This window comes from Nonomuraea sp. NPDC049684 (assembly GCF_044465345.1).
Classification (GTDB): Bacteria; Actinomycetota; Actinomycetes; order Streptosporangiales; family Streptosporangiaceae; genus Nonomuraea.
Genome location: NZ_JBITLO010000015.1, coordinates 223415 through 248017 on the forward strand (window position 1 = coordinate 223415; position 24603 = coordinate 248017).

General features: G+C 69.2%; 21 protein-coding genes. 7 read left to right on the forward strand and 14 right to left on the reverse strand.

The window, feature by feature from the left end; translation table 11 throughout:
• Positions 1-84 precede the first annotated feature (84 nt).
• From ACIBST_RS37950 to ACIBST_RS37975, 6 genes are all read right to left on the reverse strand, one after another.
• Entirely contained in the window at positions 85-1344 is a 1260-nt protein-coding gene (locus ACIBST_RS37950) for an MFS transporter (RefSeq protein WP_397178397.1), read from the reverse strand.
• A gap of 46 nt (positions 1345-1390) precedes the next feature.
• Entirely contained in the window at positions 1391-2482 is a 1092-nt protein-coding gene (locus ACIBST_RS37955) for a hypothetical protein (RefSeq protein ID WP_397178398.1), read from the reverse strand.
• A gap of 725 nt (positions 2483-3207) precedes the next feature.
• Positions 3208-3654, reverse strand: coding sequence for a S26 family signal peptidase (locus ACIBST_RS37960; protein ID WP_397178399.1), 447 nt, complete (start codon positions 3652-3654; stop codon positions 3208-3210).
• Positions 3651-5465 (reverse strand): ABC transporter ATP-binding protein, encoded by a 1815-nt coding sequence (locus ACIBST_RS37965; protein ID WP_397178400.1) that lies wholly within the window; start codon positions 5463-5465, stop codon positions 3651-3653. The genes ACIBST_RS37960 and ACIBST_RS37965 overlap by 4 nt, the downstream gene beginning before the upstream one ends.
• A gap of 4 nt (positions 5466-5469) precedes the next feature.
• Complete coding sequence (locus ACIBST_RS37970) at positions 5470-5964, reverse strand: TlpA family protein disulfide reductase (RefSeq protein WP_397178401.1); 495 nt, start codon at positions 5962-5964, stop codon at positions 5470-5472.
• A gap of 653 nt (positions 5965-6617) precedes the next feature.
• Positions 6618-7460 carry a helix-turn-helix domain-containing protein gene (locus ACIBST_RS37975; protein ID WP_397178402.1) on the reverse strand — a complete coding sequence of 281 codons (843 nt, stop codon included), beginning with the start codon at positions 7458-7460 and terminating at the stop codon, positions 6618-6620.
• A gap of 688 nt (positions 7461-8148) precedes the next feature.
• Between ACIBST_RS37975 and ACIBST_RS37980 the strand changes: the two genes are divergently transcribed.
• Positions 8149-9426, forward strand: a complete 1278-nt coding sequence (locus ACIBST_RS37980; protein WP_397178403.1) for a SigE family RNA polymerase sigma factor — start codon at positions 8149-8151, stop codon at positions 9424-9426.
• Positions 9427-9565: 139 nt separating this feature from the next.
• Here ACIBST_RS37980 and ACIBST_RS37985 read toward each other — a convergent pair whose 3' ends face one another.
• The 3 genes from ACIBST_RS37985 to ACIBST_RS37995 are packed head-to-tail and all read right to left on the reverse strand — an operon-like array spanning position 9566 to position 12818.
• Positions 9566-10330: an ABC transporter permease gene (locus ACIBST_RS37985; protein ID WP_397178404.1), complete on the reverse strand. Its 765-nt coding sequence runs from the start codon at positions 10328-10330 to the stop codon at positions 9566-9568.
• A complete protein-coding gene (locus ACIBST_RS37990; protein WP_397178405.1) occupies positions 10327-11904 on the reverse strand; it encodes a hypothetical protein in 1578 nt (525 codons plus the stop codon). The genes ACIBST_RS37985 and ACIBST_RS37990 overlap by 4 nt, the downstream gene beginning before the upstream one ends.
• Entirely contained in the window at positions 11901-12818 is a 918-nt protein-coding gene (locus ACIBST_RS37995) for an ATP-binding cassette domain-containing protein (RefSeq protein WP_397178406.1), read from the reverse strand. Before ACIBST_RS37995 ends, ACIBST_RS37990 begins: the two co-directional genes overlap by 4 nt.
• Before the next feature lie 371 nt (positions 12819-13189).
• On the opposite strand from ACIBST_RS37995, the gene ACIBST_RS38000 reads away from it, so the two are divergent.
• The 5 genes from ACIBST_RS38000 to ACIBST_RS38020 all read left to right on the forward strand — a co-directional run bounded on the left by ACIBST_RS38000 (position 13190) and on the right by ACIBST_RS38020 (position 19598).
• Entirely contained in the window at positions 13190-13570 is a 381-nt protein-coding gene (locus tag ACIBST_RS38000) for a hypothetical protein (protein ID WP_397178407.1), read from the forward strand.
• Between the two features lie 636 nt (positions 13571-14206).
• Positions 14207-16723, forward strand: a complete 2517-nt coding sequence (locus tag ACIBST_RS38005; RefSeq protein ID WP_397178408.1) for an ATP-binding protein — start codon at positions 14207-14209, stop codon at positions 16721-16723.
• 402 nt (positions 16724-17125) lie between these two features.
• Complete coding sequence (locus ACIBST_RS38010; RefSeq protein ID WP_397178409.1) at positions 17126-18259, forward strand: hypothetical protein; 1134 nt, start codon at positions 17126-17128, stop codon at positions 18257-18259.
• A 394-nt stretch (positions 18260-18653) separates the two neighbouring features.
• The gene (locus ACIBST_RS38015) at positions 18654-18896 is read left to right on the forward strand and encodes a hypothetical protein (protein ID WP_397178410.1); all 243 of its coding nucleotides are present in this window, start codon (positions 18654-18656) and stop codon (positions 18894-18896) included.
• Positions 18897-19049: 153 nt separating this feature from the next.
• Positions 19050-19598 carry a hypothetical protein gene (locus ACIBST_RS38020; RefSeq protein WP_397178411.1) on the forward strand — a complete coding sequence of 183 codons (549 nt, stop codon included), beginning with the start codon at positions 19050-19052 and terminating at the stop codon, positions 19596-19598.
• A gap of 72 nt (positions 19599-19670) precedes the next feature.
• Here ACIBST_RS38020 and ACIBST_RS38025 read toward each other — a convergent pair whose 3' ends face one another.
• The 4 genes from ACIBST_RS38025 to ACIBST_RS38040 form a co-directional block, all read right to left on the reverse strand.
• The gene (locus ACIBST_RS38025) at positions 19671-19910 is read right to left on the reverse strand and encodes a hypothetical protein (protein ID WP_397178412.1); all 240 of its coding nucleotides are present in this window, start codon (positions 19908-19910) and stop codon (positions 19671-19673) included.
• Positions 19911-19924: 14 nt separating this feature from the next.
• A complete protein-coding gene (locus ACIBST_RS38030; RefSeq protein WP_397178413.1) occupies positions 19925-20077 on the reverse strand; it encodes a hypothetical protein in 153 nt (50 codons plus the stop codon).
• 317 nt (positions 20078-20394) lie between these two features.
• The gene (locus ACIBST_RS38035; RefSeq protein WP_397178414.1) at positions 20395-21483 is read right to left on the reverse strand and encodes an FAD-dependent oxidoreductase; all 1089 of its coding nucleotides are present in this window, start codon (positions 21481-21483) and stop codon (positions 20395-20397) included.
• Complete coding sequence (locus tag ACIBST_RS38040) at positions 21480-22343, reverse strand: SDR family oxidoreductase (protein WP_397178415.1); 864 nt, start codon at positions 22341-22343, stop codon at positions 21480-21482. Before ACIBST_RS38040 ends, ACIBST_RS38035 begins: the two co-directional genes overlap by 4 nt.
• An 81-nt stretch (positions 22344-22424) precedes the next feature.
• Here ACIBST_RS38040 and ACIBST_RS38045 point away from each other — a divergent pair, with 81 nt between their 5' ends.
• Complete coding sequence (locus ACIBST_RS38045) at positions 22425-23381, forward strand: Lrp/AsnC family transcriptional regulator (RefSeq protein WP_397178416.1); 957 nt, start codon at positions 22425-22427, stop codon at positions 23379-23381.
• Positions 23382-23720: 339 nt separating this feature from the next.
• Here the strand turns inward: ACIBST_RS38045 and ACIBST_RS38050 are convergent, their stop codons facing one another.
• Positions 23721-24581: a hypothetical protein gene (locus tag ACIBST_RS38050; protein WP_397178417.1), complete on the reverse strand. Its 861-nt coding sequence runs from the start codon at positions 24579-24581 to the stop codon at positions 23721-23723.
• Positions 24582-24603: the final 22 nt, after the last annotated feature.

Consider the following 24603-nt stretch of genomic DNA (forward strand, 5'->3'; position numbering starts at 1 on the left):
CACGCCGAGGAGACGTCCCGGCCAGGGGTCACCCTCGTGGCGCGAGCAGATCTCGGCCGGGACGACCCCAGTGCCCTGGCGTCCTCAGGAACGGGACCTCATGGCCGACAGGCCACCTCGCAGGGCCACGGTCAGGAGCGCGGTGGCGGCGACGGACAGGCAGAGCTCCACGGTCGGACGGATGCCGGCGGCCGTTCCCATGACTCCACCGGCTGCCGCTCCGATCGCCGTGCCGAGCTCAAGAACGAGAGCGCCGACGGCCATGGATCGCGCGACCGCGTCCGACGGGACGGATGCGGGTATCGACGACATCATGAGGACGACGAAGACGCTGCCGCCGGCGCTGCCGACCAGTTCGTAGGCGCCGCAGCCCAGCGCCCCTGACAGGCCCTTGTCCACGAACACGAGGAATCCCGTCGCCCCGGTGGCCACAGCGCCCGCCACGAACGCCGCCCGGTTCCTGCCGAGCCTGGTCTCCCAGAAGGAGGCGGTGGCGGATCCGATGAGGCCGCCCGCCGCGCCGGTGGCCAGGATGACCGCGTACGCGTCGGCCGACAGGCCGAGATCATGTGTCGCGTACAAGGGGAGCAGGGCGATGACAGCACCGTTGATCAGGCAGATGAGCGCGGCACCCGCCATGTAGATCCGGATGTCCCCACGGAAGACGTGCCGGAAGCCGCGAAGGCCCCGGTCCGGCACTCTCGCCTGTGCGCGTGACAGGGCCCGACGGCGGAGCGGCAGGATCAGAAGGGCCGACGCGAAATAGCTGATCGCGTCCACGACCAGCACCATGGGCATCGCCAGGAACTGGAGGAGCAGCCCGAAGATCCCGGGCCCGGCGATGGTGGAGAGGTGCGCGGCCCCGGCCATCGCCCCGTTGGCCTTGGTCAGCCGGCCCGGATCGACGAGATCCAGGACAACAGGCGCGGAGAAGGATCCGAACGCCCCGGTCAGCCCGGCGATGATCGAGACCAGGGCGATGAGCCCCGGAATCGACAGGTCGTGGGAGACGGCCAGGAGAGTGACGGCGACGACGCACAGGCCGGACGTCACCTCAATGGCCGCCAGGGCAGTGACACGCGAGCGTGAGCGCTCGACCAGGACGGCCGCCACGAGCCGTCCCGCGACCCGCGAGACGAACGGGACGGCGACCAGCAGCCCCATCTGCGCGGCGCTCGCACCCAGCCACGTCGCGGCGATGAGCGGGGTGGCCGTCGCCGTGATGGACGAACCGATCTGCGATTGCGCCCGGGCGGCGAGATAACCGAGGAATGGCAGGTTCCTGGTAAGCGGTGCGGAGCCTTGGGACCTTTCGCCTTGAGCTGTGTCATCGGGGAGGGTCATGCCGGCTTCGATTCTCTTTCACGGCTCGTGGTCACGGCCAGGCGGATTACCGGCTCCGGACCGGCAGGCTGAGAACTCTGCATTGATCGAAGCTCAGCACGCAGCAGTCACCGTCGATGTCCTCGTCGTTGACACCGTCGGGATGCGGTGTCCCGTCATCCGCCGGTCTCGACAGATCGATCTCACTTCCGTCGTCCAGAGTGATGATGCCGCCCGTCGCGATGAGATCGAAATGAACGTCGCAGCGGTAGTCGACGATCTGGAACGGCTGATTGTGTTCTCCGAAGCCGACATGAACGCCAGGAAAACGTTCGTTGATGTGGGAGTTGAGCGGAACGAGCCGGTCGATGCCGGCGTTGGTGCCGAAGCCCAGCTCCCCCACGCGACGCGCGTGCGGAACGGCCCAGCACATCTCGATCAGTTCGGCGACCTGGGCATCGTCGCACGAAAAGTCCACGGCCTGCCCTTCCACGATGTCGACGGTCACGGGACGGGCACCGAGGCGGGCATCCAGCGTCGTGTAAATGTTGGCGTTGAAGGCGGCGTCGGCGACCAGACGTCCATTGATGCGGGCCGGATAGGTCGCGAGCTCGCCGGCGGGCAGCACCAGAAAGGCGCCCTTCCTGAGGGTGCCCCGATTACTGGTCCAGGTGAAACGCTCCTGATCGAGTTCGATTTCCAGGTGCGTGCCACGCGAGGTCCGGATGGTGACCTTTCTCGACTTCCGCAGCCGCCCGTACAGCGAGGCGTTGTACGCGCTCAGCTCCGCGGGCGTGGTGTTGAAGGCGTGGGAGAAGAGCTCGGGACCGGCGTTGGTGACGCGTACGACATCGCAACGGTCATCGCCGAGCAGGTTCTGGGCTTCCTGCAGAACGGCGAAGTGGGACACGCTGTTCTTCTCCAGCGTGAGAATCACCACCCGGTTGGACCGGCGCATCGAGGGAAGCAGCGCCTCGCGCAGGCGGGTGGCCAGAGAGGTGTCCTCCATGGGCCGCATGGCGAGCGCGACAGGCGACAGCCCCCGTTCCTCCGCCGCGACCAGGATCCAGGCCGCGGGCGGTCGGCATTCGGCCGTGTAGAGAATCACCAGCTGATCGGCAGCCGAGATTCGCAGATAGGAATCCAGCAGGGCCGACACGCCGGCCCATGCCTCCGTAGTGACTACCGCAGCCACAAATGCCACCTCCGTAATTAATGAATTGCACTTGTTGACGGTCGGCCGAGCAGGCAGGGCACCTCTCGGGCCGGTCGATGGACCGGCCCGAGAGAGCTACCTCGACGAGAGAGCGGAAACTCCCGCCTCACTCACTGGTTACGCGGCGGAATGGCGATGTTGTACGTGGCGACGGGGAAGCCGGCGCCACCCGAGAAAACAGCGTGCTCAGAGCTCTCCGGCTCTTCGAGCCGCAGAAGAGCATCCTGGATCTGGACTGTACGGCTGGTCATCATGTGAAATCTTTCTCTTCCATGGAGAGGAGTCCGGAAGCGCCGGCACGCCGGCCCGCGCCCCCGCAGTGACTACCGCAGCCACCGAGGCCACCTCCATAATTAATGAATTGCACTTGTTGACGGTCGGCCGAGCAGGCAGGGCACCTCTCGGGCCGGTCGATGGACCGACCCAAGAGAGCTACTCGACGAGAGAGCGGAAACTCCCGCCTCACTCACTGGTTACGCGGCGGAATGGCGATGTTGTACGTGGCGACCGGGAAGCCGGCGCCACCCGAGAAAACAGCGTGCTCAGAGCTCTCCGGCTCTTCGAGCCGCAGAAGAGCATCCTGGATCTGGACCGTACGGCTGGACATCATGTGAAACCTCTCTCTTCAGTCGGTTGGGGTTGTTCGGTCATCGGATAAGGGGACGCTGTCAGCGGTTCAACCGCCTGATCACCGTCGCCCTTATGCTTTCCAGTGGTATGAAGCCGAGCTGCCGCGAATCCATGCTGTGCGCGGGATTGTCGCCCAATATGAGCGTGTGCCCTTCAGGCACGATCTCGCCCGGCAGAATGACCTGGTTCTTCGGTATGACGTCACAGCGGATTCCGTCGGGCACGACGTCACCCGCCACGGCGACGACGCGCTTGACCAGCCATCCCGTGTCCCCCTTCGGGCGCGGATGCCGCAGGACGACGACCTGGCCCGCCTGGAGTGCGTCCTGCGGACGCCGGCGACGTGCGAGCAGCCGGTCTCCCGGCCGGTAGCTCGGCAACATGCTGACCCCGGACACGACCGCGATCATTCGATGCCGCCGTAACAGCACGTAGCCGAGAACGAGGGCCAGCCCCGCCGGGACCGCCACAGCGAGGACGATCATCCGGGTGCCGTCTCTTGGTAACCCGAGGCCTGCAGGTTGAACAGGCGGGCGTAGATGCCGTCCAGGCTGATCAGCTCGCTGTGCGTCCCGCACTCGGCGATGCCGCCATCGGCCAGCACCGCGAGCATGTCCGCGTCGCGAACCGTGCTCAGGCGATGCGAGATCAGGATGCTGGTGGATCCCTTGCGGTACTCCCGGAGGCCGGCGTGGATGTCGTGTTCCGCCGCCGCGTCGAGGCCCGAGCTGGGTTCGTCGAGAATGAGCAGGTCCCGGCCCTCTCGCACCAGCGACCGGGCGACCGCCACCCGTTGCGCCTGGCCACCGGAGAGACGTACGCCCTCCGAGTCGTCGGAGGCGAGGAAGAACCGGGTGAGCAGGTTGTCGTAACCCTTCGGCAGGGCGGCCAGCGTCTGGTGGACGCCCGCTCGCCTGGCCGACTCCTCGATCAGCGCACGGTCGTCGATCTTCTCGATGTCCCCGACGCCGATGTTCTCGGCAGCCGAGAGGTCATATTCCATGAAGTCCTGGAAGACGGCCGAGATTCTGGAACGCAGGATCTTCACGTCGATCTCGCGGGTGTCGACGCCGTTCCACAGAATCGCGCCTTCGGTGGGCTCGTAGAACCTGCACAGCAGCTTGACCAAGGTGCTCTTTCCTGAGCCGTTCTCGCCCACCAGCCCGAGGCTGCTGCCGAAGGGAATGGTCAGGTTCATGCCGCGAAGCACCCATGGATGGTCGGGGCCGTACCGGAACCACACGTCCTTGAATTCGATGCAGTCGAAGGCGGCCGGCAAGTTCCTGATTTCCGCCCGGGATTCCGCCGGAAGGGAGACGATCTCCTGGTAGTGCCCGAAGAGGGTCAACTGCTGGTACGCGGAGGCGATCAGCGACACCAGGGCGGAAAGGCCGGCCTGCACGGCGGCGATGGAGGCGACGTACATGGTGATGTCGCCGAGGGTGAGCCGTCCGTTCAGTGCTTGCGCGGCCGTCCACACCAGCCCCGCGCCGGCGATCACCGCCCCCAGGACTCCGAGCCCGAACTGGACTCGAAGGGTCGCCCTGTCCATCAGCCTTTTCTCTTCGTCGATCGCCCGCCGCTCGTCGAGCATCCTCGTGTGGAAGAAGTCACCCAGGCCGAACAGGCGGACCTCCTTCGCCGCCGCGGTGGTGGAGATCAACTGGCTGTACGCGATCTCCCGCCTCTCTGTGGGGCTCATCCGCCAGATCCGGACGGCATGCCGCTTGGCCAGCGAGATCTCCGCCAGCAACATGGGCACGGCTCCGACGATCGTCGCCGCGGCCATCATCGGGCTGATCAGCAGCAGGGACACGGCGAACCCGCCGATGGCGAGCGATCCGGCGAACAGTCCGAGCGCCGCCTGGAACACCTGGCTCGGCGTGTTCCCGCCGGCCTGCGCCGCGAGCCGGAGCTGATCGAGGAACTTGGGGTCCTCGAACTTGGCGAGCCCGGAGATGTTGTTCACCGCACGATAGATGGTGTCCTGCGCGTACAGGTTGACCCTTCTGTCGTGCTCAGCGTCGCAGTACCGGCGCAGCGCCGCGGATCCGGATATCAGCAGACCGAGGAACGCGAGGAACCCGGCGAGAAGGAGCACCGTCGACAACTGAGCCCCGTTGGTCAGCCGGTCGAGCAGCAGCTTGGTCAGCCAGGCCATCGAAATGGGGATGAGGGCTGAGAGTAGGGCGAGAACGGTGATCGAGGTCGCCCAGGGCGCTCCCGCCCGCCAGGCGAGGGAAATGGCGGGCAGGGCGTTCCGTACGGGCGTTCCGCTGCTCATCTTCTTCCACATATGCCTAACCCAGAGCGCCTTCCGCGACTTGGGGGAGGCCGAAGTCGGCGATCTTCCCCTTGACCACAGTGATGAAAGTGGGCGTGCTGGTGACCCCGAAAGCGGTGGAGATCGCCCCTTGAACGGGCTCGACGGCCACGTCGCCGACGGACTCGAACCGGCCCAAATTCTCGACGGCGCCGGCGTCCGTCGTCAGCATGACGGTCAGCGTCGGGGTCGCCGCGGAACTCGCGAACTCCATATAGGCCGGCAGAATTTCTTTACAGGGTTCACAGGTCGGCGACATGAAGGCGACCATTGTGCCGTCCTGGAGGGAGCCGGCGGTCACCACCTTGTTCCGGGTGGTCACCGCGGAGAAGTCGTCGATCGTGTCGCCCACCGCGAGACGCGCCGGCTGCTGCGCGGACTCGGAAAGCTGCCGCAGGCGCCGAATCACCCCGAAGACAAGAAGGAGGTTGAAGAGACAAAGAGCACTCAGGAGGCCAATGGCCACGGTCATATAAAGCAAGTTCCAGCTCTCCTGTGAAGTACGGCCGCCGCGGCGGCCTGCGCAATCCGGGCCTGAGGTCGGATCCGCCGGGAAAGGCGGCCCCGTTGGCCCTGACGGATGTTCCGGCAGAGCCGACGGAGCTCACCGATCGTGCCGGCGGCTATCGGATCCTCAGCAGTCCCAGCCGCACTGGCGACCGCCCACGCTGATCATGCAGCAGGTCCGGTACCCGCAGTTGTTGCCTTCGCCGCAGATGGGGACCTGCTCGCAGATCCGCGGACATCCCGCCTGGACAGTGGTCCCAGGAACGAACAGCACAAGCAGCTTGTCGCTCAGCTTCTGTATGGCTTTGGTCATGACATTCCTCCCAGATCGAGATGCGACTCATGCGCCGGACTTTTGTCCGGCACATATGACCGGCCGGCGATCGCCTGGTCTGTTCACCTCGCCGCATGGCAATTCATCAGCCCATACGGCTGAGGCTTCTGCCAGATGTCGGCGATCGTTTTGAGTCCGAGCGGATATGCGCTGCGGAAGCGGCCCTATGGAGTGGCTTGACGCTTATCACCATGCCGCACGCACGAAGTGCGGGTCATTGGCCGCGCCTGCAGACATCCTTGGCAAATCCTGCGGCAGCCTCGACTTTCCCAGGTCGGGCGGGATCAGTTCTCCCTGTGCGACAGCCGTCGAAAGTAGCCGGGCGGCACGCCGTAGGCGGCACGGAAGGCGCGGCTGAAGGTGGTCGGATCGGTGAAGCCCCAGCGTGCGGCGATGGCATGGACGGGATAGCCGCGCAGCCTCGGGTCGGCCAGGTCCCGGCGGCAGCGTTCCAGGCGAAGGTGCCGGATCCAGGCCGCCGGGGTGCGGTCGTACTCGGCGAACAGCTCGTACAACTGCCGTACCGAGATCTGCGCGGCGGCGGCGACGGCCTCGGCGCCGAGCGCCGGATCGGCGAGATTCCGCTGGATGAAGTCGTCGATCTGGAACCTGAGCCGCCGTCGGCGGACCTCGGAACTGTCATGCACAGCGCTGTTCAGGTGCGGGGCCAGTGCGGCGGCCAGCAGTGTGGCGGTGACCGAGGACAAGGTGGAGACGTCGTCGCGGGTGAAGTAGCCGGGATCCCGTACGAGTCCGGTCACCCAGCGGGCGAAGACCGCGCCCATCCCGTGCCGCGTGTCGAAGGGGACCGCGGTCAGCCGGTCGGTCACGTTCGACGGGAGGGGCATCATGAGGCGGGGGATCTGGAGCGTGAGCGTCGAGTGCGGTGCGCTCGCCCGATCGCACCTGCGCCAGCCCTCGTAGGGGCGTGAGGTGTCGAGCACCACGAACTGCCCGGCGGTCAGGCGGGCCTGCCGTCCCCCCTGGGACAACCCCCCGTCACCGGCGAGGAAGAGGTTGATGTTGTACGCCTCCGGATCGAACTGCCTGATCAGCGACGTCGGCCGGCGTACTTCGATGGGGCCGTGGTTCAGCATGGCCACCTGCACGCCCTGCAGTTCCAGCACCCGTCCGGGTAGAACGGGTTCACCGGGTTCGTCGCTGTGGATGAGTGAAGGCGCGAGGTCCAGGACCCCTTGCTGCTGCCAGCGCGCCTGCGCGGCATTCGCGGGGCGGTTTTCTGCGGACCTTTCCGCGCCGAAATCATCAATGTGCACGCCGTTCCCTTCCGGTTAATCGGTCATGGCATTCACGAAATCGCACACGTAGAAGCTGCTGGACCCAGCGGGCGCCAGTCAAACAAATATGTGCGCGAAAAGGCGTGGCGCTGCGTGATCGGCTACCTCCGTTTACCGTCCGAAGCACGACGCCCCCACCCGGCCGCGGCCACGGACCCGATTCCATGCCGGAGCGACGAGATCCCCAGCTACCCCACCGAGTCGGACCGCCACCCCAACCGCGACCAGCTAGTCGAGATACTGCTCAAAAACAGGCGGACACGCGCAAGGAGCCGGTCGTCGCGTTCGAGGCGCAGCAGGCCGGCGCTGCTCGCCGCAGCTCGCACCACGGGCGACGAGATCGGGCACGGATGCGGCGGTGGCGCGTGACGCCCTCCATGTGCGGCGTGCAGCCGCGTCAGCCAGTTGACGTGACGCTCGGGGATTGCGTCCCGTCGCTTCTTGCCGTCGTGCGACTGAGCGGCAGGGGTGTCGGGCTGGTTGGGCGGGAAAGTTTTTGCAACGAGGACGTCGGCCCGTGCGTCCCTGGAACGTGGAGTTCGAGGAGTTCGTCCGCGCCAGAAGCCATGCGCTGCTGCGCTACGGCCTGGTTCTGACTGGCAGCGCTGACGACGCGGCCGACCTGGTTCAGGAGGCACTGCTCAGGCTGAACTCCTCATGGCGGCGCGTACGCAGCAAAGACGACCCCGAGGGGTACGTTCGGACGATCATGGCCCGGCAGCATGTGAGCTGGTGGCGCAGACGACGGCTGGAGCACCTCACAGCGGAGGTTCCCTCCCCGGTCCACGAGGACGAACACGAACTCGGCGAGATCTGGCAACGCCTGCGGGCCTTACCCGCCAAACAGCGCGCGGTGCTGGTCATGCGCTACTACGAGGACCTCGCTGATGAGGAGATCGCGGCGAGGCTCGGCATCTCGCAGGCGACCGTCCGCAGCCAGGCATCACGCGCGCTGGCCACACTCCGCGTCCGCGTGGACGCACGGGTGTGGCCGCAGGCCGTGTTCACCATGCCCGGGAGCGCCAGGCCGCTGGCGGCGATCAGCGCCACCGCGGTGCTGGCCTGGGATGAGCGAGGGACGCTCGAGGTCTACGACGCCGCCTTGAGACGTTCGCGTACCGTCGCCGTTCTCCGGCAGGCGCCGCAGCAACTGGCCGTTGACCGTGAGCGGGTGGTCTGGCGCGCGGACGGGCAGGTCTGGGTCGCTTCCTTGCGCGCCGGCGGGCGGGCGAGGAAGGTCGGGCCGATTCCGGGGAAGAACATCGACCGCATGGCGCTCGCCGGTCAGGAGGTCATCTGGTCGGCACCGCTCGAGGGCCTGTGGCGGATGAGGATCGACGGTGGAGTCCCCGAACGGGTGCCTGGATCCAGGGGCCTGCAGCTGGTGGAGTGGCCGTGGGTGACGGACGAGCCTCTGGACGTGCGCACGAATCCGACCAAGGTCGTCAACGTGCAGACGGGAGTCACTCTCAAGGTTCGCCCCGCATCAGGTGTTGAGGGCCTGCGCTGCGGGCCGACCTGGTGTACGGGCACCCGCGGAGACGACACCGTCGTCCAGCGCCGCGACGGCAGTTGGAGCGGCGTCCGTCAAGGGCTGCGTGGCTACCCGTTTCGGGATCGGTTCTTCACCGGCTTCGGCGACATCTACGACGCCCGCACGGAGACGACCGTGATCTTCAAGGGCGCCGAGCTGCCGTCGGGTGGCAGGCAGTGGTCGGCAGGTAGCGGTGTCATCTTCTGGACGCAGGGCGCGGGCGTCCGCGTGGTGAACCTGGCCGCCGTTGCTCAGCCGTAGCGCATCCGTACAAAGAGATCACTGTCGCCGACGTGGGCGCGCCGCTGGCTGGAGCTCTGACCCCAGCGGCGCCACTCCCGTCAGCCCTGGTGCCGGCTGGGTGGCGTACCTGGCCACCCGAGGCGTCGGCCATCTGCCCCTATGCGTCTCGCATCCGTAGGAGCAGCCCGCCGCCCAGGAGCGCCGCGGTGGCCCATGCGGTGAGTACACACAGCCCGGCCCATGGGCTGAGGGGGAGGGTGGACAGGTGGGTGGTGGCCTGGACGGCGAGCCCGGCGTTCATCGGGGAGATCTGCCAGAGCAGCCGCTGCCAGCCATCGTCAGCGATCACCAGGATGAGGGCGGGGAAGAGATAGAGCAGGCCGAGCACAACCCCGATGGCGGTGGCGGAGTCTCGTACGGCGGCGCCGACCCCCAGGCTGAACAGCGCGATCAGCGCCAGGTAGAGGACCGAGCCGACGGCGGCGCGCAGCATGGGACCGCTGGTGAGAAGGAGCACGTCGGCGGGAAAGCCGTTGTCGAGCAGGACGCGCCGCGCGGCCAGCGCGGAGGCGAGCACGGCGACGCTCCCGACGATCAGGGTCAAGCCGACCAGAATGATCGCCTTCGCGGCCAGGACGCCTGTCCGGCCCGGCATGGCGGTCAGGGTCAGGCGGATCATGCCGGTGCCGTACTCGCCGGTGATCGCCAGGACGGCCAAGACGGCGACGACCGCCTGGCTCGCCTGAACCCCGAAGAGGCCGATCTTGGCGGGGTCGTAGCCACAGCTCTGCGAGGCGCAGGACACCACGGCGGAGGCCGCGACACTGGCGGCGACGGTCAGCACCACGATCGTGAGCAGCAGCCGGCCGGTGCCGGGCAGGGTGCGCAGTTTCGTCCACTCCGCATGCAGATGCTCTTTCATGCGTCCCTCCGGCGGAGTCGGAGGACGGCCAAGCCGAGGGCGAGCGCGGCATGGCCGGCCAGGACGGCCAGGCCGGCCCACGGCGGCAGCGGGTAGAACCCGGCGATGGGCGCGTAGTGGCCGAGCACGTGCGCGTATTGCGGGATGCTCTGCTGGATGGCGAAGCCGGCCGCCGGGGTGAGACGCAGCAGCCATTGCGCGGCGCCGTCGGGCAGGACCGAGGTGGTGGCGAGAACGTGCGGGACCACGATCACCGCGATGGCGGTGATGACCGCGGCGACGCTGCGCCGCAGCAGCGCGCCGAGGGCGAGGGCGAGCACGGCGGCCAGTGCGAACAGCGCCGCCATGCCGACCACGATGCGCACCTCGGTGAGCCCGGAGACCGGGAGGACGGCGTTGCCGTTGTCGAGCAGGATCCGCCGGCCGGCCGTGAACGTGATCGCGGTGGCGGGCAGCGCGGCGGCGAAGGTGACCAGGCCGAGCGCCAGCGCCTTGGCCGCCAGCGTCCGGCCGCGGCGCGGGCCGGCCAGCAGGGTGATGCGGATCAGGCCGTGGCGGTACTCGGCGGTGATGAACATGACCGCCACCACGATCACCAGGATCAGGCCGGTCAGCGCGCTGCTGAGGGGACGTTCGGGGGTCTGGCCCTCGATGGCCGGCGCGATGTCGCCGACGCCGGTGACGGAGAAGGTGCCGCCGGCCCGGCCGGCGCGGCCCGGGTGGTGCTCGGTCCCGTCGGGCGCGACGCTGACGCCTATGTCGTCGTCGCGCCACGCGCCAGGCGCGCTGCCCTGCAGCCTGACCTGGTCGAACTCGCCGGTGGCCTCCGCGAAGCGGGCCGCCGCGACGGACCCGCCGAGATCCCCCTGCGTGACCGTCACATCGCCTGGGGAGGTCGCGAACAGCCCGACCTGGACGGTCGCCGGTAGCCCGGCCAGGGCCGCGGTGCCGATCTGGGTCCAGTTGGTGCCGTCGGCGGACTCGTACCCGGTGAGAGTGTCGCCGGCGCGGGTCAGCCGCAGCCAGCGCGGCGATTGCGGGGAGACGCCGCCCGGCCTGCCGGCCACGTCGTGGGTGAAGTCGTGCTGCATCCGGACCCCGTGCGCGCCGGTCATCATCACCGCCGCGTAGGCAGAGCCCTGCTTGGTGCTTTCCTTGATCATGACTCCGGCTTTCGCCCACGGCACGAGCCCGGCGACCTCGTTCCGCACCCCTGGGGTGACGTCGGGCTTACGGATCTTGCCGGTCATGGAGGTGAGGCGGGCGGTGATGCTGCCGTCCCCGGCCAGCGTCCGATGCACGAAATAGAACTTGTCGTCCACCGCTTCGCCATCCGGCCCGGTCAGAGGCGGTGGACAGGCGACCTCGACCGTACCGGCGCCGCACGAGGCGTGGTTGCTGGACGCCGACAGCAACCCGAGCAGCACGGTGACCAGCGCCGCTGCCGTCAGGGCGATCACCCAGCCGCGCACCGTCCTGAACTTGGTCCACTCGGCGCGCAGCAACCGCCCGAACTCTCCCCGCCCGGCCTGCGGTTCGGAGCGGCGTGAGGAGCGGTGTGAAGGGGCGCTCATCGTGCCGCTCCCCGGTATTCGACCGCATCGGCGGTGAGGTCCATGTAGGCCTGCTCCAGCGTCACCCGGTGCGTCGCCACCTCGGAGAACGGCACTCCGCCGGCGTTGAGTACCGCCACGATGCGCTCCGACGGCAGCCCCGAGACGACGATCGTGTCGCGATCGGTCACGGCCATCGTGGCGCCGGCGTGACCCAGCACCGACATCGCCTCCGCGCGCGCCGCCGTCCGCAGGGTGACCCGGCCGCGGGAGGCGGTCGTGATGAGATCGGCCACGCTGGTGTCGGCGATGACGCGGCCCTTGCCCACCACCACGAGATGGTCGGCGGTGTCCTCCAGTTCGCTCATCAGATGGCTGGACACCAGCACGGCCCGCCCCTCGCCGGCCAGCGACCGCAGGAAGCCGCGCATCCACACGATGCCCTCGGGATCAAGACCGTTGACCGGCTCGTCCAGCATGAGCACCGGCGGGTCCCCGAGCAGCGCGGCCGCGATGCCGAGCCGCTGGCGCATGCCCAGCGAGAAGCCGCCCGCCTTGCGCCGGGCGGCGGACTGCATCCCCACCTGATGGAGCACCTCATCGACCCGCCTGCCGTTCAGACCCTGGGAGTGGGCGAGCCACAGCAGGTGGTTGCGCGCGGTGCGGCCCGGCTGCAGCGCGCCGGCGTCCAGCAGCGCGCCGACGTGGGTGAGGGGGTTGCGCAGGCTGGTGTACGGTCGTCCGCCGATCAGCGCGTGGCCCTCCTCGGCCGCGTCCAGGCCGAGGATCACCCGCATCGTGGTGGATTTGCCCGCGCCGTTGGGGCCGACGAACCCGGTGACCCGGCCGGGCAGCACGGTGAACGACATGCCGTCCAGCGCCAGGGTCGGGCCGAACCTTTTGCGCAGCCCGCTGACGTCGATGGTTGCTTGCATGCGATCGGTTGTACGGACCTGGCCCTAACACGGGTCGAACAGAGGCCGTCACCTCGCTGTTAGGTCCGGCCCGACCTCCTGGAACCCGTACGAAAGCGGCGAGGATCGGCGCGCGCCGTACGTCTGCGCTTCACCGTCTTGTACGGCGCCATGCTCATGCTGTCCGCCGTCGGACCGCTGGCCATCACCACCCTCGTGGGCCCTGGAGGGACGCGGGTCAGCCCCGATCCGCAGCCCCTGGGGCCCGCCAGTCGAGTCGGCCGCCCTCGCCGCTGCCATTGAGCGCATCGCATGGCTCCAGGCTCAGTGGCCGGATACCCGCGCGGCTCAGGCACCAGCTCCTGATCGGCTCGGCGCCGGCACTCGCGGTCATGGGCGTGGTGCCGCTCGTCCTGGGCCCCCTCATTGCCGGCCTGGTGCTGCGCCGGCAACGGATGATCATCGCGGCCATCCGCCGCGTTTCCGCCGACAACCTGCACGAGCGGCTGGCCGCCCAGGGCCCGGCCGACGAGGCCAAAGATCTCGCCGACACCATCGACGAGCTGCTGCAACGGCTGGAGAGCTCGTTCGCCGCAATGCCGGTTCGTCGTCGGCGCCTCCCACGAACTCCGCACACCTCCGGTCACAATGCGCGCGTCCCCGGACGTGGCCCTGGTCAAGCCGGAGCCCGTGCCTCCGCAGACCACCGTACCCGTACTGGCAGACCGGATCCCCCGCCCGCACCGGCCATGCCAAGACCCTCACCAGCCTGACCGGACTATCCGGTCGCAGTGCTGACTCCCAAGCAGTACGCCGAGGTGATGGACCGCTGGACGGGCGCTGCCGCCGCCACCTGGAACCGGCACCTGTCGCCCTGGTCATCACCATCTGGGCCCAGCACCAGGACCTGCTGGCCACCAACCTGCGCACGCCCTACGGGGAGAGGGGCGGTGGAGGTTCCTGCATGACACGGCCGCCCGCGCCGAGGAAACCCTCAGCCTCGACGTCGAAGACCTCGACCTGGAGTTTCGCCGCGCTCGGGTCGTCTCCAAGGGCGGCGTCGTCGAGTACGTGCACTGGGCCCCCGCCACCTCCCTACTGCTGCCCCGTCGCAGCCCTACCCCCGCGCCGAGCACCTGTTCAAGACCGCCCTCTGCTGACCTGGACCCGCACCGGGAGGGATGGACGTTGCGCCAACCCCGGCACAGTGCGTTGCAGGCATCTCGCGCAGTCCGGACGGATCGCCCTGGAGTTGCAGGCCAAGAGCCGCCACCAGCACCTGGCCAGCCTCAGCCGATAGGCCTCCATCACTTCAGGTGTCGTGCAAGGGCCGCGAACGGCAGGGTTGAAGCATGTCGAGGTCGAGGTCGGAGTCACCGCGGGGTTGTTCCCGGCGGCGGGGCCGGGCGATGCTCATCGTATCCATTGTCCTGCTCGCCGGAGTGCTGGCGGCGGCCCTGGTTGGGGTGCTGGCCGACCCCTTGCATCTGCCTCCGTCGTTGCTGTCGGTGCTGGATCAGCGGGCCAGTGTGATCAGCATGTTCATCGGTACGGCAGGGCTGGTGGTCTCGGTGGCAGCCCTGTTTCCTCACCCGGAGGACGACGGACAGGGGCTTGTCCAGGGCGAAGTCCACCTACAGGAAGTTCACGGCCATACAGGCGTCGCTGCCTTGCCCACCGCGCTGCACACATTGCCATGCGATGTCGCCTCGTTCGTCGGGCGCCAGGCCGAGATCGACCAGCTGCTCGCCGCGTTGCCGAGCCACACACGTGCCGGCGTGGTGACCATCAGCGCGATCGGTGGGATGGCCGGGGTCGGCAAGACCGCTTTGGCCGTGCACGCCGCCCACCGGCTCGCCGCCCGCTTCCCCGACGGGCAACTGTTCGTGCGCCTTCACGGCCATACTCCCGGTCAATGTCCTGTCGACCCCGCTGAGGCCCTGTCCACATTGCTGTTGTGGGCCGGCGTAGCACCGCATCACATCCCTGCGGACACACAAGCCCGGGCGGGGCTGTGGCGAGATCGCATGTCCGGCAAGAAGGCGCTGGTCGTGCTGGACGACGCGAGCGGCACTGAGCAGATCACACCCTTGCTGCCCGGCAGCTCCGAGGCGCTGGTTCTGATCACCAGCCGTCGGCGGCTCACTGCCTTGCCCAGTGCGAAGACCATCACCTTGGACGTGCTGCGGCCGGAGGAAGGCGCGCGTCTGTTCGTCCGGGTGGCCAGCCGTCCCGGCCTGTTCCCCGGTGATCCGGAGGTCGCCCAGGTCGTCGCACTGTGCGGGTTCCTGCCACTGGCCATCAGCCTGGCGGGCGGGCAGCTCAGGCATCATCCAGCGTGGACAACCGCCGCCCTGGTGGCCGACCTCACTTCGGCGGCGGATCTGCCGAGCTGCCTGCATGCCGAGAACGTCTCGGTCGCTGCTGCTTTCCACGTGTCGTACTGCAATCTGCCGGAAGACCAGCGACGCTTGTTTCGCAGACTCGGTCTTCCCCCCGGCACCGACGTCGATGCTCACGCTGCGGCGGCCCTGGGCGGCGTGGACCTGGCAACGGCCCGCCGGCAACTGGACGATCTGTTTGCCTACCATCTGGTCAGCGAACCGGTCCGGGGCCGCTACCGCTTTCATGACCTGATCCGCTGGCATGCCCGTACTCGCGCCCTGGCCGAGGAGGACGACGAAGCGCAGGACGAGGCCGGGAAACGGCTGCTGGACTACTACCTTCACGCCGCCCGCGAGGCGGATCGCCACACGACGCAAGGAACTCCCGCCGGCGTGCCGGAAGTGAGCGCCGTCCAGCCGGTGGGGCTGCCGGACCTGTCGACCTGGGAGCGCGCCGTCGCGTGGATGGAAACGGAACGGCTCAACCTGCATGCCGCCGTCGAGCACGCTGCCGAGCGCGGCCGGTTTGGACATGCCGTCGCCATTCCCGCCGCGATGCTCGGCTTCCTGCGCGTCCACGGCCACTGGCATCAGGCCCTGCACCTTCATCGGGTCGCCCTGGAGACCGCGCGCAACGTCAGGGACCCCCTCGCCGAGGCGAACGTCCTCAACGACCTTGGTGTCCTGCAGAGCTGGGCCGGTGACCATCGGAAGGCCATCGAGCCCCTGTCCCGGGCCCGCGCCCTGTACAGCGCCTCCGGCAATCTGCTCGGCGAGGCGAACGCGCTCACCCATCTCGGCTCCCTCTACGGGCGCGCGGACGAACTGGAGATGGCGATGTCCAGCCTCACCTGGGCCCTTGAGCTGCATCAGGCCACCGACAACCAGATCGGGCAGGCCAACACCTACAACAACCTGGGCATCGTCCGTCATCTGACCGGGGATCACCAGGCCGCGGTCGCCGGCCTCGTGCACGCACGCGACCTGCACCATGCGATCGGGAACCGGCTTCGCGAAGCCAGCGCCGCACATAACCTGGGCTGCGTGCAGCAGGCCACCGGAGAGCACCGGGCAGGCATCGCCAATCTCGTATGGGCTCTTGAGGTCTACCGGATCCTGGGCGATCCCCTCGGACAAGCCCACGCGCTCAACGATCTGGGAGCCGCCCAGCAGGCGACCGGAGATGTGCTCGCGGCGGCCACCCACCTGGCACAGGCGCTGGAACTCTATCGAGCCCTGGGCAATCGGGCGGGGGAGGCCGAGGCGCTCACGGTTCTCGGCGTCGTCCGGCGATTGGCCGGAGACCCGCAGACCGCCGCGGCTGCTCTGGTGAAGGCTCTGGAACTGCACCGAAGGTCAGGCAATCGCGCAGGAGCCGCAGCAGTGAATGACGACCTGCGCCACTTGACGCTCGCTTGCTGCGCATCGCCCGGGACGGCAACACTCCATCTTCGACGAGATCACGACCGAGCGTCCGCCGCCGCACTGTCCGTCAGGCAAAGAACCCTCGCCATCCGGCGGTTCTCGTATCGAGGCTGGTAAAGGGCCTCCGCTCGGGTTCGTGAAGACGTCCGATGAGGAGCTGACCTCCACTTCGGAACGGTGGCCGCCAGGAGCGGAGTCGCCTATGTGAGGCCATTCCGACGCTCGTTCCGGCCGCTGTCTCGCCCACCTGACCTACGGCCTCCACAACGTCGCTCACCAGACCTTGCCGTTCTTCGCGAGGACGACCGGACGGCGTGGTCCGCGAGACCTGCGCGTTGTCGGCGCGGGCCTGATCGAGGCGCCGCCACATCTGCTGGTGTCGGCCGATCTCGTCGATGCTGTGCCGCAGGGATTCCGCCTGGCGGCTCAGCGCGAGGGCGAGGCATTGTCAGCCGCGGCGGCTAGGGTCTCGGTCCATCAGTACATGATCACTTTGGACGGAGGCGGACATTGGCCGCGTTGCTTCGACATGTCGAGGACGAGGTGCCGATCTCGTACGGGCGCTTCGACCTCTTTGACGGTTCCGGGCTCGGCCGGGAACCGGAGGAGGAGGTCGCGGCCGGATCGTTGCTGGCCGAGCCGGGCGCGATCGCCCTCGGGCAGCTCGGGATCAGCAGCCAGGCATGGGCGTTCGCGGCGCGCGTCCGTATGGAGGCCTGGGACGCCGAGCCCCCGGCGCCCGGTGCGCCCTGGGCCGAGGCCGGGCAGGTCGTCTACCTCAGCCCGGGCGGCGTGGTGCACCTGTGCGGTCTCATGCGCTCCCCTTCCGGGCAGGCCCTGCTGCTGGGCCCGCCGCTCTTCGCCTACGCCCTGCGCGCCTACACCGGCCCCGTCCGCACCCAGCCGGCCGACTACGACGCGAGCGTGACCGAGGCCGTCGAGGAGGCGTGGCTGCTGAGGTTCTGGCCGCTGGCGGACGCCGCCGGCCCGGTTCTGCGGGCGGAGCCGGAGGCGATCGGTTGGGACACCGACAGGATGCGTGACATCCTCCCGCTCGACCTCGGCTCCCCCGTGGCCCGGCCGGCGCAATGGCCCGCGCTGCATCCCTCCGACGTGCCCGAACCGCAGGTCCGCCCCTTGTTCCCGTACGCCCCCTCCACCGCGGACGAGCCGAGCCGCCTCCGTGGCCTCGTTCCACAGGAGACGATCGAAGCAGGGCGGCGGATCGAGGAGACCCTGGGCACCCTGCGCATCGACATGCTCGGCAACCTTCCCGCGAACATCGGATCCTGGTCGCAGAAGGAGCTCGACCGGTACGCCAGGCAGTTGCGCGTGAGCATGCGCATCGGCAAGGAGCTGAACCCGCACGCCGTGCCCACCTACCGGCTGGCGCCCTCCGACGTCCGCACGGTCCTGCTGCGTCCAGGCCCGGGAGTCAGCGGCCGCGCCTGGACCTGGGGCAGTGACGACAACGCCCATGCCGCCGTGTTCTCCGTCGACCGGCAGGTCGTCGCCCGGGACCGCATCCGCCGGCTCACGCTGCTGACCGGGATCGTCACCATCCTGCGCCACGAGAACGATCTCGTCGAAGTGCGCGCGGCGACCGAAGCTGAGGCGGCCCGGGTGCTCACGGTAGAGGGGATGCGAAGCTGACCGTGCCGCGTAGGAGCTCCGTGGCCAGGCGGAGTTCCAGCCGCGCCACCGGCGCCTGGTGAGAGCCGCAGGCGACCATGACACCAAGGCCCCCGGGGAGCCGCAGTCGGCCGCCTGCAGGAACTGCTTGCTTACGGAACCCCGCCAGGCGAGAAGCCTAAGGGGGCTTTCCGCTTGGGCGGCCCGCTGTCGCCGGCCCGATGGTCGAGCGTCATCCTCCGGGACGACGCCGTCGCGACCTCCGGGCGAGCCGGCCGAGACCTGGTGACGATGTGCGCGGCCTCCCCGCGGCATTCCCACGGCAGCAGAGTGGGTCCGGTGGACACCTCTCCCCCGCGAAACCGTCCCACAACCGTGCGGAACTCCATTGCGTCAGTGGCTGACGGAGACCACGGTGAGGGCGCACGTCAGCCGGGTGCTGAGCAAGCCGGCCGCCCTCGCCTGGACCGGGCCGCATCGCACCTGGATCCACCCGATCTCCGGCGCGCGGACGCTCGCCCAGCTCACCGACAACCTCGCCGCCTGCGACCTGCGGTTGCCGCTGGAGGTGGTCGAGCGGCTCGACCGGGCCAGCGCCTTCCCGCCCGGGTTCCCGCAGGACCGCGACCGCAATCCTGGCCGGACGGCGACACCTTGAGCACCCGCCGATGGCAAATGCTGTTCGCGCGGACGCTGGGCGGGCGACGCGGAGCGGTTCACTATACGTAAACGCCCGATGGCAGCCGGTTCCCGGCAAGGTACGCCAGCCGGCCCAGCCTGCCCGTCCACCTTCACGGAAGGGGCCCCGCCCATGTCGCCGCGACGTACCGCCCGAGGCTCGGGACGATCCGCGCCCAGTGTGTTCCTGGCCCTGACCATGCTGGTCACGGTGGGGTTGAGCCTGCTGCCCGCGTCCGTCGCGCACGCGGCGTCCCTCCAGGTCTGCACCCTCCAGGAGGACATCGTCTACCAACCGCCGCTGACGAACACGCCCCAGACAGTGGCGTACGCCGTTCACGGCCGGCTCACCGCCTGCACGGACGGTTCCGTCCCCACCGGCTGGTACGAGGAGTCCGGGACGGCGACGGGCGCCACCTGCACCAGCCTGCTCACCTCGGCCGGCGGGACCCGGACCTACCATTGGAGCTCCGGGGAGCACAGCACGTTCGCCTACACCCGGGTCGTGAACCGGCTCGCCGGCTACATCCAGGTCATCGCCACCGGCTCGATCCAGGACGGCAGGTACGAGGGCCTGCCCGCCATCTCGCAGGGCCTCGGGCTGCAGCCCGACCCGCTCGCCTGCGCCGCCGGTGGCGTCGCGCGGCTCACCGCGCCCGGAACCCTCACGATCGGCCTCTGACCGGCCGGGGGCTGCTTCCGCGCACGTCCTTGCGCGCGTGGAAGCAGCCCCCGGGACGGTTGCGCGGAGAGGTCAGTCGGTCGGGTGGTCCGAAGCGGGGTTCTCCTTGAGCCGCATGCACTCGTCGTAGTAGAGGAGCGCCTCGTTGGCGGCCTTCTCGGGGCTCCACCCCCGAGAGACGAGGGCCTGGTAGTTGTGGTTATAGATCTGGTAGCAGTCGGTCCGGCTGTCGGCCTGGGCGGGAACGGTGGCGGGGACCACCCAGGCGGCGGCCAGGAGCGCGGCGACGACGAGGCGGCGTGCGTGACGCATGGCGTTCCTTCCTGTCACTTGGTTCCCCAACCCGGCGAGTGGCAGGCGGGTCCGTTCGGTCCGGTGTTGCACGACTGGCCTTCGGTCGCCTGGGCCGGCAGGGACAGCGCCCCCACGGTGGCCACGGCCAGCAGCGCGACGGTGAATACGGAACGAAGACGGGTCACATGAGCTCCTGTGGTGAGGTCGCGACGTACGCGAGGTGCGTCCGTGACGGCCACCGGATGCCCCGATGATCTCCGGGGCCGCACTGCGATTGTCGGTCGGCGGCGGCGGCCGTTGCTCCTCCCCCAGGCCGGTCCCTCCGGCCACAAGAAGGACGACAGCCGCGGCCGTCCGGCGCGTCAGGAGCCGGTGTGGAGCGGGCACACGCCCTGGACGATCCCCGGAAACGCACGAAGTGCCGACACCAGTTGGGGGCGCGCCGGTGCCGGCCTCACCAAGGGCGGACGCGGCCCGTTCGGCGCCGAAGGGTGACGCGCCGTCAACTGGAGGGCAGGGGGTCTTGGCCGAGAAGGCGGGCGCCGTTGGCGGCGGACATGCGGACCGCGGCGAACCCGGAGTCGATCATCTCCTGCTCGTAGGAGCGCAGCGCGGGGATGAGCGGGCCGCCGCGGGCGAGCACCGGGGCCAGCGCCTGGGTGAGCGCCTGGGTGAGCGCCGCCGCGTCGCGCAGGGCGAGGTTGGCCCCGGCCCCGGCCGCCGGGCTCATGGCGTGGGCGGCGTCGCCGAGCAGCGTGACGCGAGTGGTCTGCCAGGGCGGGATCGGGACGCTGGTGCGCAGCTCCAGCGGGAAGACGTCGTACCACTGGCTGATCATCCGCCGGACGAGGGGATGCCAGCCGTGCGTCAGGTCCATGACGAGGGACCTGAGCTGATCCTGCGTCATCAGGTTCAGACCGGCGGGGAGGTCTTCGGCGCGGGCGCCGAAGGAGCAGGTGGCGTAGTCACGGGTCGGCGCAACGCCCACCACGCGATGGCCCGGACCGGTGATCGCAGTGAACACGTTGTCCATGCCCTCGGCCAACTCGACTGGGATCTTGCCGTAGAGCTGGACGAGGCCGGTGCCGACGATGCGGGCATGCGGCAGGTACTGGCCGCGCACGGCGGAGTTGATGCCGTCGGCGCCGACCAGGACGTCGCCTGTGACGGTGGTGCCGTCGTCGAAGCGCGCCGTCACGCGGTCGGCCACGACCTGGAAGCCGGTCAGCCGCGTGCCGTACGTGATCGTCTCCGCCACCTCGGGCAGCAGGGACTCGCGGAGCGTCTGCCGGTCGATCGACAGGTGGAGCCCGCTGTGTTCGAGGACCTCCACCCCTGCGAGCGTGTGATCGAAGCGGACGAACCGGGGCGAGGGTGTGTGGGCGGTGGCAAGGAAGGCCGCTCGCCGTTCCGGGGCCATCACGCTGGTCAGCGCGTCGATGCCCATGTCGCTGAGGTGCAGGCGGTAGCCCTGGCGGCGGACGTGCGGCGATGGGTCGCGCTCGTGGACGGCCACGTCGATGCCGGCCCTGAGCAGTCCGCTGGCCAGGGCCAGCCCGCCGAGGCCGGCCCCGATGACGATCACCTTCATCGCTGGTCGCCGCCGAGGTCGTCGGCGTGCTCGGCGGCCCACGCCGACAGCGTGGTTGCGGGCGCCCCGGTGATGTCGCGCACCGTGGAGGTGACCTCCGGAGGCGGGGCGGCGGCCATCTTGGTGTAGCCGTCGAGCAGCTCGTCGATGAAGTCGTCAGGGAAGCCGGGGTCGGCCAGCAGCCGGGCGCGTTCCTGCGCCGGCGTCGACTCCTGCCAGTGCAGCGGGCGGCCGATGGCTTCGCCGATCAGCCGTACCTGCTCGGCCCGGGTCAACACCTCAGGCCCGGTGAGGGTGTGGCGGCGTCTGTCGTGCCCGGGTTCGGTCAGCGCGTGTACGGCCACCGCCGCGATGTCGTCCTCGTGGATCGGCGTCATCGCCAGCGAGCCGAAGGCCCCGCGGACGCTGTCGCCCGCCTTGATCTGGTCGCTCCACCACAGGGTGTTGGTCATGAAGGTGCTGGGGCTGAGCACCGTCCACTCCATGCCGGACCGCTCGATCAGCTGTTCGACGGTGGCGTGCCAGCGGGCGACCGGGTTGGGCTGCTCCTCGGGGGCGACTCCGGGCAGTGCGCCCCCACCGGTCATGAAGACGACGTGGCGGACACGGCGCTTGAGCGCGTCGACGATGGGGCGGGCGGGTTCGGCCGAGTGGAAGGGCCACATGAGGAAGGCCGCTTCGACGTCGTCCAGGGCGCCGGGCGCGGCCAGGTCCGGGGTGATCACGTCGACGCTCCGGGGAAGCTTCGCGGCCGCAGGGTTGCGGCTCGTGGCTCGTACGGCTGCGCCGCTCCAGGCCAGCCGCTCGGCGACCCTTCTGCCGACGTTGCCCGTTGCGCCGAAAACCATGTAGGTGCTCATGCAGCAAGAATCCGGCTACCTCGGCGATCTACGCACTTCAAATGCCATCTCGCGGCGACAAATGGCATGTAGCGTCGAATCATGGCGATAACTAGCGCATTGGACGCGCTGGACTACGCTCTCGTGCACGCGCTCCAGATCGACGGCCGTGCCTCCTTCCGCACGATCGCCGAGGTGCTCGGCGCCTCCGAGCACACGGTCGCCCGCCGCTACCGGAAGCTGCGCGCGCAGGGCGTCCTGCGCGTGGTCGGCTGGCTCAACGGCCAGCGCTTCGGCCGCACCGCCTGGTCGGTGCGCCTGGTGTGCACGCCGGATGCGGCGGCCCAGGTGGCCGAGGCCCTCGCCCGCCGTGACGACACCGTGTGGGTCCGCCTGCTGTCCGGCGGCACCGAGATCGCCTGCGGCGTCCAGGCGGGCGGCGACCAGGACGGCGACGCCCTGCTGCTGAAGAAGCTGCCGCGTACCCCGCGCATCGTGGCCATGTCCGCGCACGCGACCCTGCACATGTTCGCCGGCTGGCGCAGCCGGGTCGCGGTGCTCACCGACGAGCAGGCCGAGCGGATCCGGCACGTGCAGCAGCACGAGAAAGAGGTCTCGCTGACCGCGCAGGACCACGCCATGCTGCGGGTGCTGGCGAAGGACGGGCGGGCCGGGTACGGCGAGCTGGCCGGGGCCAGCGGATGGTCGCACACCACCGTGCGACGCCGCCTCGGCGAACTGCGGGCCGGCGACACGCTCAGGTTCGACGTCGAGATCCCCTCCCAGGCCCTGGGCTACCACGCCGAGGCCTGGCTGTGGATGAAGATCGAGCCGTCCGCCCTGGCCTCGGTCGGCGAAGCCATGGCCGCCCATCCCGAGGCCGACGTGGTTGCGGCCACCACCGGCCCCACCAACCTCATGGCCGGCGTGACCTGCCGCGACACCCGCGACCTCTACCGCTACCTCACCGAGCGGGTGGCGCCGCTCCACGGCGTGCGCGAGCTGGAGACCGCGCCCGTGATCCGCACGGTCAAGCGGGTCGGCACCTTCCTGTCCTGAACCCCGTCCCGCGCCTCCCTCCCAGCCTGGCCACTGTCCGGTAGCAGAACGGTGAACCGGCCGCGTACAGCACCTCCGCCCTTGCACGTCCATGGCCACCGTGGGGCACGTTCGGCTAGCCGCCGGCGGTTCCCTTGCTTGGGACGTGCTGGGATGACGGCGAGAGCGAGCAGCCGGGCACACGTCGCGGGCCATGGACTCCGGGGATCGGGAGGGGGTGGCCATGCGCGCACCGTACAGCGGCGGGCGGCTCCGGGAGGCCAACGACACAGACACCATCTGACTGCACCAAAGCTCGGGCCACATGTCGTTGGAGTGAGTCGATCAAGTGCAGATCCATCAGCCAGGGAAGACGCGTGAGTTGAGCACGCCGGGCTGCCAGCCGGAGTCTTCGTGGTAGGCCCACACGGCTGTCGGATACCCCTTGGCCGGCAGCGTGTGGAAGGGACCGTCGCCGGCGTCGACGATCGTCTTGCCCTTGTCCTTGCCGTCGGTCCAGTCGAGTTGCACCTGCCACGCGCAGTCACACGAGTTGGTGTGCGCGGTCAGTTCCAAAATCTCCGGCTCATCGCTTTTGACGGTATAAGGGAAAGAAGTCTTCTCCCCCTTGGCGGGCCGCCAGCTGCCGGATGCGTCATCAAGGTCGGTCCTGAACGAGCGCACATCCACATGAGCGCCACATCGTTCACCGATCTGGAACTGCACCAAGGTGCCCGCCGGCGGTTTCGGCGCTCGTGACACGAAGACCGTGCGCGCACCTTCCAGCACAACCGTCTTGCCCGGCTTGCCGCTGACGGTCAGCCGAATCTTGGTGGTGTTCGGATCCCCGGCCCGGTTGGCCAGCGCCCACGCCTCCAACACCCCCTCATTGCGTTTCCAGTCCCTGCTCCACCGGGGCGGATGGACCTCCGCACGCGGCCGGGGAACCATCGTGGTCACGATGCACCCTTCATCGATGGCGCGCCCGCTCGGCACGATCACGAAGTTCGGAGTGTCGAACGTCCAGACCCCCGCGCGCTGTCGCCCGCCGGCGCGCTTGCCACCAGCCAGCGGCGCAAGAGGCGCCACTCGCCTGCCCGCCACGGTCAGCGGATCGTCTCCGGTGACCAGCCCAAGCAATCGATCCCCGGTGGCGCCGAAGATGCCCGTGGTCCACTGAGTCAGCGCGGCCGTCACCGCGGCCAGGACCACTGCGGCCATCGCCGCCCACACCTTGCGCCAG